The sequence below is a fragment of the Bartonella sp. W8151 genome (assembly GCF_016100385.1).
GTDB classification, from domain to species: domain Bacteria; phylum Pseudomonadota; class Alphaproteobacteria; order Rhizobiales; family Rhizobiaceae; genus Bartonella; species Bartonella apis.
Map to the genome: position 1 here is coordinate 465,362 of NZ_JACFSO010000002.1, position 19,787 is coordinate 485,148.

General features: G+C 48.1%; 15 protein-coding genes. All 15 read left to right on the forward strand.

What is annotated here, in order from left to right; all coding sequences use genetic code 11:
- Positions 1-45: 45 nt before the first annotated feature.
- The gene (gene rsmH / locus H3V14_RS04890; protein ID WP_198227010.1) at positions 46-1,071 is read left to right on the forward strand and encodes a 16S rRNA (cytosine(1402)-N(4))-methyltransferase RsmH; all 1,026 of its coding nucleotides are present in this window, start codon (positions 46-48) and stop codon (positions 1,069-1,071) included.
- Positions 1,068-1,475, forward strand: a complete 408-nt coding sequence (locus H3V14_RS04895) for a hypothetical protein (protein ID WP_075868720.1) — start codon at positions 1,068-1,070, stop codon at positions 1,473-1,475. Before rsmH ends, H3V14_RS04895 begins: the two co-directional genes overlap by 4 nt.
- On the forward strand, positions 1,472-3,223 hold the full coding sequence (locus H3V14_RS04900; protein WP_198227012.1) for a penicillin-binding protein 2: 1,752 nt from the start codon (positions 1,472-1,474) through the stop codon (positions 3,221-3,223). Before H3V14_RS04895 ends, H3V14_RS04900 begins: the two co-directional genes overlap by 4 nt.
- An 18-nt stretch (positions 3,224-3,241) precedes the next feature.
- Positions 3,242-4,690 (forward strand): UDP-N-acetylmuramoyl-L-alanyl-D-glutamate--2,6-diaminopimelate ligase, encoded by a 1,449-nt coding sequence (locus H3V14_RS04905; protein WP_075868717.1) that lies wholly within the window; start codon positions 3,242-3,244, stop codon positions 4,688-4,690.
- Positions 4,687-6,105, forward strand: a complete 1,419-nt coding sequence (locus tag H3V14_RS04910; RefSeq protein ID WP_198227014.1) for a UDP-N-acetylmuramoylalanyl-D-glutamyl-2,6-diaminopimelate--D-alanyl-D-alanine ligase — start codon at positions 4,687-4,689, stop codon at positions 6,103-6,105. The genes H3V14_RS04905 and H3V14_RS04910 overlap by 4 nt, the downstream gene beginning before the upstream one ends.
- Before the next feature lie 22 nt (positions 6,106-6,127).
- Positions 6,128-7,198 carry a phospho-N-acetylmuramoyl-pentapeptide-transferase gene (gene mraY / locus H3V14_RS04915; protein ID WP_075868714.1) on the forward strand — a complete coding sequence of 357 codons (1,071 nt, stop codon included), beginning with the start codon at positions 6,128-6,130 and terminating at the stop codon, positions 7,196-7,198.
- A gap of 5 nt (positions 7,199-7,203) precedes the next feature.
- Positions 7,204-8,595, forward strand: a complete 1,392-nt coding sequence (gene murD, locus H3V14_RS04920) for a UDP-N-acetylmuramoyl-L-alanine--D-glutamate ligase (protein WP_198227016.1) — start codon at positions 7,204-7,206, stop codon at positions 8,593-8,595.
- Positions 8,596-8,777: 182 nt separating this feature from the next.
- Entirely contained in the window at positions 8,778-9,923 is a 1,146-nt protein-coding gene (locus H3V14_RS04925) for an FtsW/RodA/SpoVE family cell cycle protein (RefSeq protein WP_075916732.1), read from the forward strand.
- Between the two features lies 1 nt (position 9,924).
- The gene (gene murG, locus H3V14_RS04930) at positions 9,925-11,049 is read left to right on the forward strand and encodes an undecaprenyldiphospho-muramoylpentapeptide beta-N-acetylglucosaminyltransferase (RefSeq protein WP_198227018.1); all 1,125 of its coding nucleotides are present in this window, start codon (positions 9,925-9,927) and stop codon (positions 11,047-11,049) included.
- A complete protein-coding gene (murC, locus tag H3V14_RS04935) occupies positions 11,046-12,455 on the forward strand; it encodes a UDP-N-acetylmuramate--L-alanine ligase (RefSeq protein WP_075868706.1) in 1,410 nt (469 codons plus the stop codon). The genes murG and murC overlap by 4 nt, the downstream gene beginning before the upstream one ends.
- Before the next feature lie 11 nt (positions 12,456-12,466).
- Positions 12,467-13,441 carry a UDP-N-acetylmuramate dehydrogenase gene (gene murB / locus H3V14_RS04940; RefSeq protein ID WP_198227020.1) on the forward strand — a complete coding sequence of 325 codons (975 nt, stop codon included), beginning with the start codon at positions 12,467-12,469 and terminating at the stop codon, positions 13,439-13,441.
- Between the two features lie 843 nt (positions 13,442-14,284).
- On the forward strand, positions 14,285-15,205 hold the full coding sequence (locus H3V14_RS04945) for a D-alanine--D-alanine ligase (protein ID WP_198227022.1): 921 nt from the start codon (positions 14,285-14,287) through the stop codon (positions 15,203-15,205).
- Entirely contained in the window at positions 15,172-16,101 is a 930-nt protein-coding gene (locus H3V14_RS04950; RefSeq protein WP_198227024.1) for a cell division protein FtsQ/DivIB, read from the forward strand. Before H3V14_RS04945 ends, H3V14_RS04950 begins: the two co-directional genes overlap by 34 nt.
- On the forward strand, positions 16,098-17,396 hold the full coding sequence (ftsA, locus tag H3V14_RS04955) for a cell division protein FtsA (RefSeq protein ID WP_075868696.1): 1,299 nt from the start codon (positions 16,098-16,100) through the stop codon (positions 17,394-17,396). The genes H3V14_RS04950 and ftsA overlap by 4 nt, the downstream gene beginning before the upstream one ends.
- Before the next feature lie 71 nt (positions 17,397-17,467).
- Entirely contained in the window at positions 17,468-19,252 is a 1,785-nt protein-coding gene (gene ftsZ, locus H3V14_RS04960) for a cell division protein FtsZ (protein ID WP_198227026.1), read from the forward strand.
- The last annotated feature ends 535 nt before the right edge of the window (positions 19,253-19,787 follow it).

Consider the following 19,787-nt stretch of genomic DNA (forward strand, 5'->3'; position numbering starts at 1 on the left):
CAGAATGCGCCAATCGATTTTTAAACGTGCTGTTAAAAGATAACGATGCCAACTGTTAAGGATACTGTTTTTAAACGTCATATCCCTGTTTTACTTGAACCTGTTCTTGCGGGAATGGATGCTTGCGCCGGTAAAACAATCATTGATGGCACGTTCGGTGCAGGTGGTTATTCGCGCGCACTTCTTGATAAAGGAGCCAATGTCATTGCACTTGATAGGGATCCTGAAGCTATCCGTGATGGTGAAGCTCTGGTTGAAGAGTATCGTCCGCGATTGAAACTCGTTCATACAGAATTTTCCAATCTCGGTCATGTGACAGAAGATAAAGTTGACGGTGTTATTCTTGATATCGGCGTTTCGTCCATGCAGATTGACGAGGCAGAGCGCGGCTTCTCGTTCCAGAAAGATGGCCCCCTTGACATGCGTATGTCGGAAACGGGCTTTAGCGCAGCCGATGTTGTGAACACTATGAAGGTGAATGACCTTACACGTATTTTCGGTCTTCTCGGGGAAGAGCGCCATGCGGCACGCATTGCCAGAATGATTGTCGAAAGGCGTGAGAAAAAACCGTTTTTGCGGACGTCTGATCTTGCAGATGCTGTCGAGACATTGGTGGTGCGCAAACCCGGCGAGCATATCCATCCGGCAACAAGAATTTTTCAGGCCTTGCGCATTTACGTCAATGACGAGCTTCAGGAATTGGCAAAAGCGCTTGAAGCTGGCGAAGCGGTGTTGAAGCCGGGCGGGCGGCTTGGTGTTGTAACCTTCCATTCACTTGAAGACCGCATGGTCAAAAAGTTTTTTGCTTTCCGGTCAAAAGCGCGCGCGCAATCGCGTTATTTGCCGGTTCAACAAACTGAAAAGCCGACATTTACGCTAAAAGTCAAAAGCGGCATTACCGCAGATGAAGCGGAGCTCGAATTCAACCCCCGTTCACGCTCGGCACGTTTCCGTTTTGGCATCCGCACAGATGCCGACATTGCACCTCTTGATAAATCAATATTCGGACTTCCTGAACTAGCCCGATTTAATGCCCGAACTGATGCCCGAAATGATGGTAATGGAAAATGACAGTTTTTCGTACATTTGATATGATCTTGGTGGCTATTATGATTTGTGCAGCCGGTATCACCTACAAGGTGAAGTACGACGCACTGAAACGCATTGGTGAAGTCCAGCGTATCGAACGACAAATTGTTGCCGAAAAAAACACCATCAACCTGCTGCATGCCGAATGGGCAATGATGATAGAGCCAGAACGTATGCAGGTATTGGCCACCCGTTATCAGGACCAACTCGGATTGCAGGTAACCGAACCCCGCCAGATTATCAAGTTGCAGGATATACCGGAACGGCTGCCAGACCAGATCGAAAATCTGATCAAGGATGACGAGCTTGAAGAAAAGAATTCGCTGCTTGCCCGCAACGGCAACGCGAATATCGATAATATCGCAACAGGAAGTGTCCGGCCATGAAGTTTATTCCGTTTTTGAAGCGTAAACTGAAGGCACCTCTCAATCGTTATGAAGAGTTGCAAAAGGCCGAATATCGTTCACGCAGAACCCGCCGCCGACTGATGGTGGTGGTGAGCTGTTTCTTATGTGTTTATGCAGTTATTTTTGCCCGTCTTATCTATTTTGGTATCAAAGGTGGCGAGATAGAAGAAGCCTCCGGCCCCGCGGTCGAACAATCGGCAGCCCGTCCAGATATTCTTGACCGTAACGGACGGCTTCTTGCAACCGATTTGAAAACTTATTCGCTTTTTGCCGAACCGCGCCGCATCATTGACGTTGATGAAACAATCGAATTGATTTCAACGGTTCTGCCCAATCTTGATTGGCAGGAAACCTATAAAAAGCTTAAAAAGAAAACCGGTTTTGCCTGGATTCAACGCGGGCTCACGCCAAGTCAGAAAGAGCAAATTATGGCTCTTGGTATTCCCGGTGTCGGGTTTCGCACGGAAGTGCGCCGCTTCTATCCGGGTGGACCAACAGCTTCCCATATTCTCGGTATGGTCAATGTCGACAATCAGGGCACGGCCGGTATGGAAAAATATATCGACAATGCGGGTTTAAGCGATTTGCGTGCAGCCGGACTTGCCGACGAAACGTCACTTGAACCGGTAAAACTTTCAATCGATATCCGTGTTCAGGCTATTATGCGTGATGTATTGGCAGACGCCATGCAAAGATATCAGGCAATTGCCGCCGGTGCAGTGGTTATCAATATCCACACCGGTGAAGTGCTTGCCATGGCTTCCATGCCCGATTTCGATCCCAACAATCCGGTCGATGCACTTAAAAAAGATCGCCTTAACCGGATGACAGCCGGTACTTTCGAAATGGGGTCGACAATTAAAAGTTTTACCACCGCAATGGCGCTCGACTCGGGAAAATTCCAGCTGAACAGCGTGATTGACGCGTCAAAGCCGCTTGCTGCCGGTCGTGGACATTTCATCCGTGACTTCCACGGTAAATATCGTCCGTTAACCGCTTGGGAAATTTTCATCTTTTCTTCCAATATCGGTTCGGCAAAAGAAGCGTTGACAATCGGCATTGACGGGCACCGCGAATTTTTAAAAAGAATGGGACTTCTTGACCGTATGACGACAGAACTTCCCGAAGTTGCCCGTCCGGTCGAGCCGAGGCGTTGGAAAACTGTCAATTCCATGACCATTGCTTTCGGCCATGGCATGATGACAACACCTCTACAAACCGCGGTCGGCGCAAGCGCCTTGATGAATGGCGGCAGGCTTATCGAACCGACATTTTTAAAACGCACAGCCGAAGAGGCGGAAGAACACTCCAAACAGGTTGTTTCACCGGAAACGAGCCGCGACATGCGTTATCTTTATAAATTGAATGGAGATATCGGTTCGGGGCGCCGAGCCAAGGTTGAAGGTTATCGTGTTGGTGGCAAAACCGGTACTGCTGAAAAAGTCGAAAATGGCAAATATTCAAAAACCAAACGGTTTAACGCCTTCCTTGCGTCTTTCCCGATTGACGACCCGCAATATGTTGTTTTGACAATTATTGATGAACCAAAGGCAGAAGAAGGAAAGTTTGGCGCAACTGCCGGTTTTAACGCAGCCCCGATGGTTGAAAAGATCATTCACCGGTCTGCAACTTTCCTTGGTGTAAGACCGGATTTCAAAGAAGAATATGCACCTGTTCTCGCTTCTTCCGGCAACCAAAAGTTGCCTGAGACGTCGTTCAATGATTAGGCCGAAAGGGGATAACGCATGAAACTTGATCAACTTTTGGGAAAAGCATGGGATTCATCCCTTTCTTCGGTTGAAATCAAGGGTGTTACAGCCGATTCACGAAAAGTATTACCCGGATTTCTGTTTGTTGCACTTAAAGGCAATAAGGGAGATGGCGGCGTTTATGCGGAGGATGCAGCAAAACGCGGCGCAGTTGCAATTCTAACCGACCATGATTTTAAACTGAAGTCGAAAAAAGTGCCGGTTTTGCGAGTTCCCGATGCACGTCACGAGCTTGCCATTGTTGCTGCACGGTTTTTTGGCAAGCAACCCGACACAGTTGTGGCCGTTACCGGCACCAGCGGCAAAACATCTGTGGCGTCATTTACGCGCCAGATCTGGAAGGATGCCGGTTTTGCAGCAGCAACGATCGGCACTATCGGTGTTATTACACCGACAAGAAACGAATATGGCTCACTCACGACCCCCGATCCGGTAAGATTACAACAAACAATGGCCGAACTTGTTGACGAAGGTGTGACCCATGTTGCCATGGAAGCGTCTTCCCATGGCATAGATCAATGCAGGCTTGACGGGGTGAAATTGAAAGCAGCAGCCTTTACCAATCTCGGTCGTGACCATATGGATTATCACCCGACTGTCGAGGATTATTTCAGGGCGAAAATGCGTTTGTTCGACACACTTTTGCCGAAAGATGCACCGGCCGTCATTTTTGCCGATGACAAGTTTTCGGAAGCGGCAATCGAACATGTCAAACGTGCAAAACGGAAAGTTCTGACCGTCGGTCGCAAGGGCGATTTTATCAAACTCCGTCATGTCGAGCATCAACGCTCACGTCAATTTGTCGATTGCATTGTCGATGGAGAGGTTTTCGAGTTCACCTTGCCACTTGCAGGCGATTTTCAGGTTTCCAACGCGCTGGTTGCCGGCGGGCTTGCCCTTGCAACCGGTGTTTCTGCTGCAGCGGTATTCCGTGCACTTGAACGGTTGCAGGGAGCACCGGGGCGTCTTGAACTTGTCGGTACAACAAAAGATAAAGCGGCAATCTATGTTGATTATGCCCATAAACCGGAAGCGCTGGAACAGGTTTTGCTTGCTGTAAAAGCATTCACCACCGGAAGAGTGATTGTGGTGTTCGGCTGTGGCGGTGACCGTGACAAGGGTAAACGCCCGATTATGGGAAGAATCGCTACCAAATATGCCGATATTGTTATTGTGACCGATGATAATCCGCGCACTGAAAATGCTGCCGAAATCCGTAGAGAAATTATGGCAGCAGCAAGCGGTGCCAAAGAGATCGGGGATAGACGCGAAGCCATCCGTTATGCCATTTCTCTGCTTCAGAGCGGCGATACATTGGTCGTTGCCGGAAAAGGGCATGAAAAGGGCCAGATTATCGGAACCGAAGTCCATCCTTTTTCTGACCATCAGGAAATAACGGAGGCCTTGGAAGGACAGCATAAATGATGCCATTATGGACGAAAGCCGAGTTACAAAAAGCAATTGATGGCGAGGTTATCGGCAATTTGCCGGATGAGTTGTCAGGCGTTTCGATAGACAGCCGCACCGTAAAGCCTAACGAAATCTTTTTCTGTATCAAGGGCGAAAAACTCGACGGCCATGATTTTGCGGCGAAAGCTGCCGAGGCCGGCGCAGGCTTGTTGATTATCGAAAAAGCCCACAAAGCGGATCTCCAAAAGCTTGGCGTACCAATGATAGCGGTTAATGATGCGCTGAAGGCATTGGATGAGCTTGCAGTGGCAGCGCGGGCAAGATCAAGCGCAAAAATTATTGCTGTGACCGGATCTGTCGGCAAAACGACGACGAAAGAAGCATTGCGCCACTGTCTTGGAGCTGTCGGAAAAGTTCACGCCAATCCTGCGTCGTTCAATAATCAGTGGGGGGTACCGCTAACCCTTGCCCGTATGCCAGCCGATACAGATTACGGAGTGTTTGAAATCGGCATGAACCATTCTGGTGAAATCCGTCCATTGGTAAAAATGGTGCGGCCTCACTTAGCCATTATCACCAAGGTTGCGGCGGTGCATCTGGGATTCTTTTCAAGTATCGAGGAAATTGCAACTGCCAAAGCGGAAATTTTCGAAGGTGTTGTCAAAGGCGGAACAGCTCTTCTTAACGCAGATGATGATTTTTTCTATTTTCTTTCCGATAAAGCTAAAGCCTGCGGGATTGAAAATATATTGAGTTTCGGCGAAGCCGATTTTGCTGATTACCGTTTGGAAAAACTCCATATGTTGGCCGACTGTTCAAGTATGAGTGTGAAGATTGGTAACGATGAAGCCATGGTGAAAGTAGCCGCTCCCGGGCGCCATATCGTGCAAGACTGTCTGGCAGTGCTCGGCGCATGTGATTGCGTTGGTGCCGATATGGCACATATCGTGATGGCAATGGCAACTTTTAGCGCCGAAAACGGGCGTGGTGCGCGTTATCATCTGGAACTGCCATCGGGCGGTACATTCACGCTGATTGATGAAAGCTATAACGCCAATCCCGCTTCGATGCGGGCAAGTCTTGAACTTTTGAAACAAGCAAAAACCGGTGCACGCGGGCGGCGCATTGCCGTGCTTGGCGATATGCTCGAACTTGGCAAATATAGCGAAAAACTTCACCGCGAACTTGCCGAACCGGTTTTTGCCTCGGGTGCCAATCCGGTTTATCTCATCGGTCGTGAAATCGAACCTCTAAGAGACGAGCTTACCAAAAAGCTCAAAGTCTATTTGAAAGAAAATGTCGAAGAGATTATCCCTCTCATTCTCAAAGACATTCATGATGGTGATGTCATCATGGTCAAATCATCGAATTCTATTCGCTCTTCGCGTGTTGTGTCGGCTTTGCTCGAACGTTATAAGAAAGCCAATTGAAAGTTAAAAAGGCCAAGCTTCCATGTTGATGTATTTTTCATCACTGACCGATATTCTGCCCGGTGTCGGTGTGTTCCGCTATATCACATTCCGCACCGGTGCGGCTTTGCTAACGTCGGGACTTATTGTTTTTCTGTTCGGACCAAGCATTATTGCTTCGTTGAAAGTGCGTCAGGGCAAAGGCCAGCCAATCCGTGCCGATGGCCCGCAAACCCACTTCAAAAAAGCCGGTACACCGACAATGGGCGGTTTGATGATTTTAAGCGGCACGGTGGTTTCTGCACTTTTATGGTGTAACCTTGCCAATATCTATTTTTGGGTTGTGCTTCTCGTCATGTTGGCGTTCGGGGCAATCGGCTTTTATGATGATTATCTCAAAGTTACCAAACAAAGCGAAAAAGGCTTTTCGGGAAAAGCCCGTCTGACACTGGAATTTATCATTGCTATTGTTGCCTCCGGCGTCATTATGCATACAGAATCAACAGGTCTCGCACTTCCTTTTGTCAAAGATTATTTGCTCAATCTTGGTTGGTTTTTCATACCCTTTGCTGCTTTTGTCATGGTGGGATCCGGTAACGCGGTCAACTTCACCGATGGTCTTGATGGACTTGCTATTGTTCCGGTCATGGTTGCCGCTTCGTCATTTGCGCTCATCGCCTATTTGTCCGGCAATATCAATTTTGCCGATTACCTGCAAATCCATTATGTTGCGGGTTCGGGGGAACTTACCGTTCTTCTCGGCGCTGTTGTCGGAGCGGGACTAGGCTTTTTGTGGTTTAATGCGCCGCCGGCTGCGATTTTTATGGGCGACACCGGCTCGCTTGCACTTGGCGGCATGTTGGGTGCTGTTGCGGTTGCAACCAAACATGAAATCGTTCTTGCTGTCATTGGCGGATTATTTGTTATGGAAGCACTCTCCGTCATCATTCAGGTGTTCTGGTTCAAATTGACAGGAAAACGCGTTTTCCTCATGGCACCGATTCATCATCATTTCGAGAAAAAAGGCTGGACTGAAAGCCAGGTTGTAATACGCTTCTGGATTATTTCGATTGTACTTGCCCTGATCGGTCTTTCAACTCTCAAACTGAGATAAGCAAAATGATTATAGTCAATTCTTTCAAAAATAAAAAAGTAGCACTCTTCGGACTCGGTGGTTCGGGTGTTGCAACAGCAAAATCGCTTCTTGCCGGTGGTGCGGAAGTTCTCGCATGGGACGACAAGATGGAGACCGTCGAAAAAACGCGGGGCCAGAATATACCGGTGAGCGATCTTCATAACGTCGATTGGTCAAAAATTTCGGCTCTCGTTCTAGCTCCCGGAGTGCCGCTCACCAATCCGGAACCCCATTGGACAGTCAAACTTGCAAAAGCTGCCGGTGTCGAAATTATCGGCGACATCGAACTATTTATTCGCGAGCGCAACGCTTATCTCAAACATCATAAACTTTCCGACGAGGATATGCCATTCATTGCAATTACTGGCACCAATGGCAAATCGACCACAACAGCACTCATCAATCACCTATTGAACGAGAGCGGAAAATTGTCGGAAATGGGGGGCAATATCGGCACCGCTATTTTGTCGCTTGAAGCATTTGAGAAAAATCGTTTTTATGTGATCGAATGCTCGTCTTTCCAGATTGATCTCACCCCGTCCATCAATCCGACAGTCGGCATTCTTCTTAATATCTCGCCCGATCATATCGACCGGCACGGGACATTTGCGCATTATAGCGAAATCAAGAAACGGCTGGTAAACGGCGCGAAAACGGCACTCGTTGCGGTTGATGATGAAAACTCGACAAAAATCTATGAAGAGCTTTTAAACGCCCGTCATAACGTTTTGCCGGTATCAAAAGACAAGGTATTGAAGAGCGGATATTATGCTGTTAAAGACGAGCTTTTCAGTGTGGAGAATGGCAAACCGGAAGCACGTTTGTCGCTTTCCGGAATTTCCTCGCTTCGCGGCAGCCACAATGCCCAGAATGCGTTAATGGCACTCGCCACCCTTGATATTTTGAAAATAAAACCGGTTGAATTGCAGCGGATCTTTGCCTCCTATGTCGGGCTGCCGCACCGTATGCAGCAGGTCAGAAAAATCGGCAATGCTCTTTATGTCGACGATAGCAAGGCAACCAATGCCGAGGCCAGTGCACCGGCACTTGCCACCTTTGACCATATTTACTGGATTATTGGCGGTCTTGCAAAAGAAGGCGGCATTACCGCGTTGAAAGATTATTTTCCAAAAATCCGTAAAGCCTATCTCATTGGTGATGCTGCGGAAGATTTTGCCCGCACTATCAACGGAGCATTTCCGATTTCAATGTCGGGAACACTGGAAAAAGCTGTTCAGGAAGCCCATCAGGATGCGGGGGCAGACAAAGCCGAAGAAGTGGCCGTTCTGCTTTCGCCTGCTTGTGCAAGCTATGATCAGTTTAAAAATTATGGCGCTCGCGGTGATGCCTTCAAGGCTTTTGTAAAAGCGTTGTAATCTCCGCTTTTGTTTCTACTATATTTTATGGCTTCGGTTTAAGAACGCTGAAGCCATTTTTTTTGTCCAATAATTAAAAAGTTTAGCCGACGTTAACCAACCGGAATCCTTTTCGGCGTAATTTCCATGGGCGAATGAGCAAAAGTTGTGCTTGACTGGATGATAGTGACAAAGGGGTTGAAATGGTTTCTCGTGCCGACCGTGGACCGATAGCCAATTGGTGGTGGACAATAGACCGGCCAATTTTGGCAGCCTGTCTCATGTTAATGGGGCTTGGCATTATGCTTTCCTTTGCTGCAAGTCCCACTGTCGCCAGCAAAATCGGTATTGCAGACAGCTTCTATTTTGTGCGTTGGCACATCATTTTCAGCTTCCCCGCACTTTTTACGATGATTTTTGTTTCCTTTTTTACTCCGCGCAACATTCGCCGGTTTTGTGCACTGCTATTGCTTGTAACGCTTGTTCTATTGGTCGCAACCTTATTATTCGGAGCTGAAGTCAAGGGGTCGAGGCGGTGGATTTCCGTACTCGGCGTTTCTGTGCAGGCATCCGAATTCATGAAACCGGCTTTCGTCGTTATGTCGGCATGGCTTTTTTCCGATCAGACCCGTAAAAATGGCATTCCCGGCTTTTTGCTTGCCATTATTCTTTATGCAACATGCGCATGCCTTCTGGTGCTTGAACCCGATATCGGGCAGACAATGCTGATCAGCGCCACTTGGGGCGGCTTGTTCTTCCTTGCCGGTGTGCCGATTTTCATCATTATTCTGTTCATCGGGCTTGCAATTGTTGGCGGTTTTGGCGCCTATCTTTTTGTTCACCACGTTCAGGAACGTGTCAACGGGTTTTTGACCGGCGAAGGCGATACTTTTCAGGTGGATGTCGGGCGTGAAGCCATTCTTCACGGCGGCTGGTTCGGGCAAGGGCCGGGCGAGGGTACTGTCAAACGGATTGTTCCCGACAGTCACACCGACTTTGTATTTTCGGTGGCTGCGGAAGAATATGGCATTGTTCTTTGCCTGCTGATTGTTGCACTTTTCGCCTTCATTGTTATCAGATCCATGAAAATTGCCATGAATGAACGGGATTCGTTTACACGCTTTGCCATTGCCGGCATGGCTATTCTGTTCGGTTGCCAATCCATGATCAATATGGCAGTGAACCTGCACTTGATGCCGCCAAAAGGCATGACTTTGCCATTTATCTCTTATGGCGGTTCGTCTATGGTGGCCATTGCGATTTCCATGGGAATCTTGTTGAGCTTGACGCGCAGACGCCCTGAAGCAAGGCTTTCCGCGTCGTTACCGACAATTATGCCGGCGGTGTGAGATGACTGATAAAAAAACAATTGTTCTGGTTGCAGGCGGCACCGGTGGCCATCTTTTTCCTGCTGAAGCTTTAAAAGGCGAACTCGTCCGGCGGGGCTATGATGTCCATTTGATTACCGATGACAGGGCGAGACGCTTTGTACGCACATTTGACGATGATCATGTGCATGTCATTCCCTCGGCAACCATAACGAGCAAAAATCCTTTCGCAGTTGCACGAACGCTCTGGCAACTCTTGAAAGGTGTGCGCGCATCACGGCGACTATTCAGGAAATTGCGGCCGGTTCTTGTCGTCGGATTTGGCGGTTATCCCACATTGCCACCGCTTTATGCCGCAAAGTCGATCGGTTTGCGTGCTTTTATCCACGAGCAAAATGCAGTGATGGGGCGCGCCAATAAAGCTTTGGCTGCACGGGTTGATGCGATTGCCGGTGGTTTTCTTGAAGATGAAGGGCAGTATAAAGACAAGATTGTTGTAACCGGCAATCCGGTGCGCGACGCGGTGATTGAAGCCTCAAATCAGCCATATCACCCATCTGACGGCAATGATGTTTTCAATCTTTTGATTTTCGGTGGCAGTCAGGGAGCTTCATTTTTCAACGAAGTTGTACCGGCGGCGGTAAAACTACTTGGCGATGATGTCAAAAAACGCCTCCATATTGTCCAGCAGGTCAGGGGCGACGATAAGAAACTCCTGGAAACTTATCGGAATCTCCAAGTCGAAGCCGAAGTTAAAGAATTTTTCGAGGATATGCCGAAGCGTATTGCCGATGCACATTTTATTATCGCACGGTCGGGCGCTTCTACAGTGTCGGAAATTGCAGCAATCGGCCGACCCGCTTTGCTTGTTCCTTATCCTTACGCACTTGATCACGATCAGGCAGCCAATGCTGCGAGGCTCGCGGCAACAGGTGCCGTTAAAGTGATGCAGCAGAAAGAACTTGATAGCCACGAGCTTGCAAAAATGATTGATGCTGTTGCCAAAAATAGCACTCTTCTCGTTACACAGGCAAAAGCTGCCAAAACTGCAGGTCATAGAGATGCCACAAAAAAATTGGCAGATCTTGCAGAAGCATTGGTGGCGGGCAAAACAGTGAAAGAATATAAAGAAGGAGAAACTTCATGAAAATGCCCTTGAGTATTGGCCTTATCCACTTTGTAGGAATTGGGGGCATAGGCATGAGCGGTATTGCCGAAGTGCTCCATAATCTTGGTTATAAAGTTCAAGGTTCCGATCAGGCGGACAATGCCAATGTCGAGCGTTTGCGCGCCCATGGAATAAAAATTCATGTCGGCCACAGTGCCGATAATCTTGGGCAGGCGGAAGTTGTCGTTGTTTCAACGGCTATTCATAAAAATAATCCGGAATATATTGCAGCCAAAGAACGGCATTTGCCAATTGTCCGTCGGGCTGAAATGCTTGCCGAATTGATGCGTTTCAAACAGGCTGTTGCCATTGGCGGTACGCACGGAAAAACCACGACCACGTCACTCATCGGCACGCTTTTGGAAGCCGGTAATATGGACCCGACTGTGATCAATGGCGGTATTGTCAACGCTTATGGTACCAATGCTCGTATGGGGGAAGGTGATTGGATGGTGGTCGAAGCCGACGAAAGCGATGGTACATTTTTGAAACTTCCTGCCGATGTTGCGGTTGTTACCAATATTGATCCTGAACATCTCGACCATTACGGCACTTTCGAGGCTGAACGTGAGGCTTACTTGCAATTTGTCGAGAATGTCCCCTTTTACGGTTTTGGCGTCATGTGTCTTGATCATCCGGAAGTGCAAGCATTGGTGAGCCGCATTGATGATCGCCGCGTTATTACTTACGGCTCCAACCCGCAGGCGGATGTGCGTTTTCTGAACCACCATATGGAAGGCCCGAAATCGCATTTCGATGTTGTCATCCGCTCGCGTAAAACCGGCGCGGTTATCGAGATGAAAAATCTGGTTTTGCCAATGCCTGGCCGTCATAATGTTCTTAATGCCACGGCAGCCATTGCTGTTGCCCACGAACTTGGCGTTTCTGATGACGCCATTATCAAAGGATTGGCGGGCTTTGGCGGTGTCAAACGCCGCTTTACCCATACCGGTAGCTGGAACGGAGTGGAAATTTTCGATGACTATGGACACCATCCGGTTGAAATAAAGGCTGTGCTCAAAGCTGCTCGTGAGAGTGTAAAAGGTCGTGTGATTGCTATTGCGCAGCCTCACCGTTATACACGCCTTCATAACCTTTTTGACGAATTTGCCACCTGTTTCAATGATGCCGACACAATTCTCGTCGCTCCGGTTTATCCGGCCGGAGAAGACCCGATCGAAGGTGTCAACTCGAAAGCTCTGGTTGACCGCATCAAAACTGCCGGCCACCGTGATGCTCGTTATATTGCCGATCCGAAGGAAATCGCCCCGATTGTCAGAAAAATTGCCAAGCCCGGTGATTATGTTGTGTTCCTCGGGGCTGGCAATATTACCCAATGGGCATATGCTCTCCCCAATGAATTGGCAGATCTTGATAAAAAATAAGTTTTAGTCAGATGATAGATGGCGAAGCACTTTTAAAGCGGTTGCAACCTTCTCTTGAAGGTATAAGAGGGCGAATTCACCCGAATGTGGATATGAGCAAAGTCACCTGGTTTCGCGCCGGTGGCCTTGCCGAGGTCTTCTATCAACCGGCAGATGAAGCCGATCTTGCAGCTTTTTTACAAAAATTGCCGCGTGATATACCGATAACAATTGTCGGTATCGGTTCCAATTTGCTGATACGTGATGGCGGCATTGCCGGTGTAACAATCCGCCTTTCGGCCAAAGGTTTCGGCGAAACCCAGCAAGTTTCTCAAACGCGTATTTTTGCCGGTGCGGCAACGACCGATAAAAGGCTTGCTTCTGTTGCCTTTGAGGCGGGAATTTCAGGCTTTCATTTTTATTGCGGCATACCGGGTGGTCTCGGTGGAGCATTGAAGATGAATGGCGGTGCAAATGGCGGTGAAACAGCGCAACATGTTGTTGAAGTCTATGCACTCGACCGCGAAGGAAAACGCCATATCCTCAATCTATCGGATATGCACTATTCCTATCGTCAATCAAAAGTCGACGATGGTTTGATCTTTGTTGGAGCACTGCTTGAAGGCCAAAAAGGTAATAAGGAAGATATCAAGAAAGCCATGGACGAGGCTATTCGTCACCGTGAAGAGGTTCAACCGATCCGCGAAAAAACCGGTGGTTCAACCTTCCGTAACCCGGAGGGCACGTCGGCTTGGAAAGTCATTGATGAAGCAGGTTGCCGTGGTTTGACAATTGGTGGTGCCGAGATGAGCACCATGCACTGCAACTTCATGATCAACACCGGCAATGCAACTGCCTATGATCTCGAGCTTTTAGGCGAAACAGTAAGGAAACGAGTGTTTGAAAAAACCGGAATTAACCTCCATTGGGAAATCAAACGTATAGGCCAATTTGTGACCGGTAAAGAAGTCAAGCCATTTGTGCCGTCTCCTTCAGATAACGCATAAATAATGGAAGGATGAGCTTATTACGATAGCTCGTTCAGTTACCATAGATGACTGTAAGTGGAAATTATCGCAACAACTAGAATAATTTTTCGGGAAACGGACGGTTGCTCCTCCGGCTATTTCAATTCTTGCGATGTTTGTTCATTCCTATGCTTGTTGCCTTTGAAGCGCCGCAAGTCATCACAAAACGCTTTAATAATTTAAAAATAAATATAATCTGTTTTTTATAAATAAAAGTTATTGCGAATTTTCTTATAAAATAAGAAATGTTTAGCATAAAACCAATTTATGCGTTTGTTATTTTGATTAAGCAAATACAGAATACGATTTAAAGTGTTATTAAATATTAGCGTGGAAAAAATGAAACTGCTTTTGAATAGTTGTGTTTCCTTGCAAACCATTAGGCGAAAACTTTCTGATAAAACTTGGTTATTTATGATTTTTTATTGCCATTACGCATCAAAAAACGGAAACTATTTCGGTGAAGAAAGCAGGCAAACAGTTGGTAGCAATAAATATAGAAAAATTTTCTAAAAATATAAATGTTTCAATTTGAAATTTTCACGTTTTTCAGAGATGCGAATTTTATGCTTCTTCGAAAAAGCCAAGCATGAAAAAAAACTGAAAAAAATCTATGAGTCATTTCAAGGGGATGAACGGAATTTCACCTTACGAATCAGCATCTTGCACTTTGCGGGACTTGTCATGGAAGGCCGATTCTGATTCATTATGGTTAACGCTAGTCCATTGATTCGCAAGGATGATTTGGAATTCAAAACGATCAATTGTATCGGTTTGATGCAAGGGGACTAAATATAGTAGTTGCTGAGGGAGCTTTTGAGCATGGCAAGCAAGCACGTTGCCGTATTGATGGGTGGTTTTTCTTCTGAAAGGCCGATCAGTTTGTCCTCCGGCGCAGCCTGTGCGGAAGCTCTCGAAAGTGTCGGTTATAAAGTCACCAAAGTGGATGTCGGGCGTGATGTTGCTTCGAAACTGGCCGAAATAAAACCTGATGTCGCGTTCAATGCTTTGCACGGAATTTTCGGTGAAGATGGGCGCATTCAGGGCATATTGGAATTTTTGCAAATTCCCTACACCCATTCGGGTGTTCTGGCATCTGCTCTTGCTATGGATAAAGGGCGGGCAAAAATTGTTGCCTCGGCAAATGGCGTCTCGGTGGCACCGTCACGTGTTATGAACCGTTTTGAAATTGGCAAAACCCATCCGATCGAACCACCTTATGTCATTAAGCCTGTCTATGAAGGGTCAAGTTTCGGCGTTGTTATTGTCAAAGCCGGTCAGAATACACCGCCCGCAGAAATAACCGGTTCATCCTGGCATTATGGTGATGATGTTATTGTTGAAAAATACATTGCCGGACGTGAGCTTACATGCACGGTTTTGGGTGACAAAGCACTGGATGTCTGCGAAATTGTGCCGGATAAAGATTTCCAGTTCTATGATTTTCAATCAAAATACAAACCGGGTGGGTCAAAACACGTTTGTCCTGCATCACTTTCACCAAATATTTACCAAAATGTGCAAAGGATGTCGGTAGCGGCACATCAAGCATTAGGGTGCAAGGGTGTTAGCCGTTCGGATTTTCGTTATGACGAGGAAAAGGGTGAGTTGGTCTGGTTGGAAATCAATACGCAGCCCGGAATGACACCGACATCACTTGTTCCCGATATGGCGAAAGTTTCAGGTCTTTCATTTGGTGACCTCGTAAAATGGATGGTGGAGGACGCGTCGTGTATGCGTTGAACAGTCAGAACGGAGATGGTTTTTCGACACCTGTCATGTCGAATTTGCCCCGCCTCTACAGGCGGTTGCGGCGTACTGTCTCGCAACTCGTTTTGGCCGATATCGAGCTGCCACGCCATTTTGGCACGGTTGCAGCAGTTCTTTTTTTAGGAGCAACGGCTCTCTATGGTATTTCAGCCGGTGGTCACACCGATGAGGTGGTGAAAGCGACTACCTCGACATTTGGTTTTGCAGTTGAAGATGTGGAAATTGCCGGCAATAACAGAATGTCGGAACTTGACGTTCTTTCGGCACTTGGACTTGACGGCGAAACTTCAATGATAGGTTTTGATGCTGTTGAAGCGCGTAAAGTTTTAAGCGAATTGCCGTGGGTGCAATCGGTTGATGTGCAAAAAATATATCCCGATCGCGTACGTGTTTCGCTTGTTGAACGCCAGCCATACGCGGTCTGGCAACATGGCGATGACCTTGACATTATCGATAATGACGGCAGAGTTATCGTTCCTTTCAAGCCCGGTCTTGCTGGTGATTTACCACTTGTTGTCGGTATCGGTGCCGATAAAAAGGCTTCCGGCTTTGTGCATGAATTGGCTGCTTTTCCTGAAATTCAGGAACATGTTCGGGCTTATATACGTGTTGGCGACCGGCGTTGGGATGTACTTCTTGATAATGGTGTTCGTATCAAATTGCCGGAAGCCAATGCTATGGCGAGACTTGCCGATGCAGTCAAAGCAGATAAGGAACAAGGGCTTTTTTCACGTGATGTGCTGAGTGTTGATTTACGGCTTCCTGATCGTATTACCGTTGCGCTGTCGGACGAGGCAGTGGAACGACGCAATAACGTTGTTAAGGAAGAAGAGCGTCGCTTGAAGGCGCAGAAGGCAGGTCACGCATGAATTTGCTTGGTTCAGGCCATAACGGATTGCGCAAGGCACGCCTGTTGACGGTGCTTGATATGGGCTCAAGCAAGGTTGTTTGTGTCATTGCCCGTTTGCGCCCGTTCGATCATATGCAATATCTTCCCGGCCGCACGCACCATATCGAAATATTGGGGTTCGGTGTACAGCGCTCTCGTGGAATAAAGTCCGGCGTCGTCATGGATATGGCAGCAGCCGAACAATCTGTTCGCTTGGCAGTTGACGCAGCCGAGAAAATGGCTGGCCTCATTGTCGATTCACTGATCGTCAATTTTTCGTCTGCCCGCTTGCGAAGCGTTGTCGTTCATGGTGAATATGATGTAAGCGGTCGTGAAGTTTCTTTGCGCGATGTCCGCTCGGTTCTGGCGAGTGCTTCGCAAAAGGCTTTCGAGCTTGATCGTCATATTGTTCATTCAATACCTCTTAGTTATTCGCTGGATAGTGAAAAAGGCATTTCCGACCCTGTCGGAATGACCGGTAATTTGCTTGGCGTAGACGTTCATGTTCTAACCGCAGAAACTGTACCGTTGCGAAATCTGGAAGCCTGCATCAATCGTGCCCACATCAGTGTTGAAGCAATGGTTGCAACACCATTTGCAAGTGGCCTTGCAGTTCTGGTCGATGATGAAGCGCGTTTGGGCGCTGCCTGCATTGATATTGGTGGTGGCACCACGACATTTTCTGTTTTTTCGGATAACCGTTTTGTTCATGCCGATGCCATTCCTGTTGGCGGCAATCATGTAACACTTGATATTGCCCGCGGTTTTTCGATGCCTCTTGAAGATGCCGAAAGGCTCAAGGTTATGCACGGGTCGACACTTCCCGGAGGCGTCGATGACCGCCATATGATCAGTATTTCGCCGATTGCCGACGAGCGTAGTGAAATGCAATATCCGCGCGCTGTGCTTACCCGGATTATTCAGGCACGGGTTGAAGAAATTCTTGAAATGGTGCGTGACCGTTTGAACCGCTCGGGCTTCGGTCATGTCATTGGAAAGCGTATCGTGTTGACTGGCGGCGGGAGCCAGTTAACTGGTTTGCCGGAAACGGCGAGGAAAATATTGGGACGCAATGTGCGGGTCGGCCGTCCACTCGGAGTATCGGGGCTGCCGACTTTGGCAAAAGGCTCTGCTTTCTCGGCAGTCGTCGGTTTGATGATCTATCCGCAGACAGCAAGTTTCGAGGAAAAAATTGTCCATACGATCGGTCAACTCAAGACTGGTACGGGGGGACGGTTTCAACGCGTAGGCCAATGGCTGCGCGAGAGTTTTTGAGTTGTTGAGTTATGTTTTTAAAATTCTACCGCTAAGGGCTTTGCGGTGTACTTATTGAGAAGGAAAAGACAATGACAATCAATCTGCACGGGCCAGATATTACAGAATTGAAGCCACGCATCACTGTTTTTGGCGTCGGTGGTGGCGGCGGTAATGCAGTCAACAACATGATCAATGCCGGATTACAAGGTGTTGATTTTGTCGTCGCCAACACAGATGCGCAAGCGCTTACCATGTCAAAGGCTGATCGTGTGATCCAGCTTGGTGCAGCGGTAACCGAAGGTCTGGGCGCCGGTGCACTTCCGGAAGTCGGTCAGGCGGCTGCCGAAGAATGTCTCGACGAGATTGTCGATCATCTTGGTAATTCGCATATGGTCTTCATCACCTGTGGTATGGGGGGTGGCACCGGAACCGGTGCAGCACCAGTGGTTGCCCGTGCAGCAAGAGAAAAAGGCATTCTGACAGTCGGTGTTGTGACCAAGCCCTTCCAATTTGAAGGTGCCCGTCGCATGAAAACTGCCGAAGCAGGCATTGAGGAATTGCAAAAATGTGTTGATACATTGATTGTTATTCCAAACCAGAACCTGTTCCGCATTGCAAATGAACAGACAACTTTTGCCGATGCGTTCATGATGGCCGATCAGGTGCTTTATTCGGGCGTTGCTTCGATCACCGATCTGATGATCAAAGAAGGCCTTATCAATCTTGATTTTGCCGACGTACGTTCGGTCATGCATGAAATGGGTCGCGCAATGATGGGAACCGGTGAAGCTTCCGGTGAAAATCGTGCACTTGCTGCTGCAGAAGCGGCCATTGCCAATCCGCTGCTTGACGAAACATCAATGCGCGGTGCACGCGGCTTGTTGATTTCGATTACAGGTGGTCGCGATCTTACCTTGTTCGAGGTTGACCAGGCTGCGAACCGCATCCGCGAAGAAGTCGATGCCGATGCCAATGTTATTTTTGGTGCCATTGACGACGAGTCGCTTGAAGGTGTCATCCGCGTTTCGGTTGTTGCAACCGGCATTGATCGCGCGAATGTAGAAGGCGCCGATACCGACGGACAAGGAAGCCAAATTGCAAGTCCGGTTCGTAAACTCGAAAATTCGGCTGCTCCGCAAAATGGTCCTAAGGCACAGTTGTCTGGCGCCAAGGCCCAGCCGATGGTCGAAGTTATGGAAGCTCTCGAACTGGAAATGAATAGACCGGTTGAAGAACCGTTCCGTCCGCAAAGCGAAATTTTCAAAACGCCGATGTCGAATGGCAATGCTATTCCGCAGCGCGCCAACCCGCAAATCCAGGCTTCGTCTACAGTGCATGCACAACCGCAGCAAATGCCGCAAACACCGCGTATGCAGCAGGCTCCGCGCATGGCACAGCCGCAAACATCTGCTGCTCCGGTTAACATGGAAGCAACAGCCCGCGTACTCGACGAAATGACGGAAGTGCCGTCAATGCGTGAAAAACAACCGGCACCGCAATCGCGTCCTGCACCTGTCAGGATGCCGGAATTGCGTGATTTTCCGTCGGTTGCCCGCGAAAAAGCCAATGCGGCAGCACATCGTCAACCGGCCCAGCAGGGACCACGCAGCCTCTGGCAGAAACTGACACAGAGCCTTATCCATCGTGACGAGGAACCGACTGCACGGTTGGAACCTCAACGCAAGCAAAATCGTGAGCCGGTCTTGCCCGCACAGGAAAATCGCCGTCAGCTTTCATCTGACGCTGCAGTTTATGCACCGCGCCGTCAGCAGGCGGCTGAACCGCAGATGCGCCCTCAGACGCAACAACGGCAACCTGTCAGTGAAGAAGAACAGTTGGAAATTCCGGCTTTTCTGCGCCGTCAGGCAAACTGAATAAATGGTAATAATAATTCGGCTTTCCGGAATGGAACGCCGATATAATAAAAAGCCCCAATAACCTTCTCAAAATTACCGCTGTTTTTTTAAACAGCGGTTTTTTTTGCGTTTTATAAATTTTTCCTAATTTTTCTTTGGCAATTCGGTTTTTAATGGGCTTGTCATGAACGATTGCTGATTTTATGGCAAGCACGCTCGGGAACAGGTTTTGGAATATATCACGATAGAGACAGCGGAAAATCGACCGACGACCAGTCAATGCATTACCTCTTCGGGAGGTTAATTCATGAAGCTATTCATTGTATCGCGTGACCACGTTTTTGCTTTTTTGTCAATTTTCGAGTTTGATAACTTGCCGAACTTATGAAAGAGTTTGGAAAGAGGCTCAGTCGTTGCATAATCGCTCATTCCAATAAAAATAACAATAAAAGCTTGAAATGGCTAAAGTCGCGCATGCGTTGTGACTACCTTTAATTAATAAACGCAGAAAGAATTTGTTTAACTTGAAGTCAAATCGAGAAAGAGAGGTTGG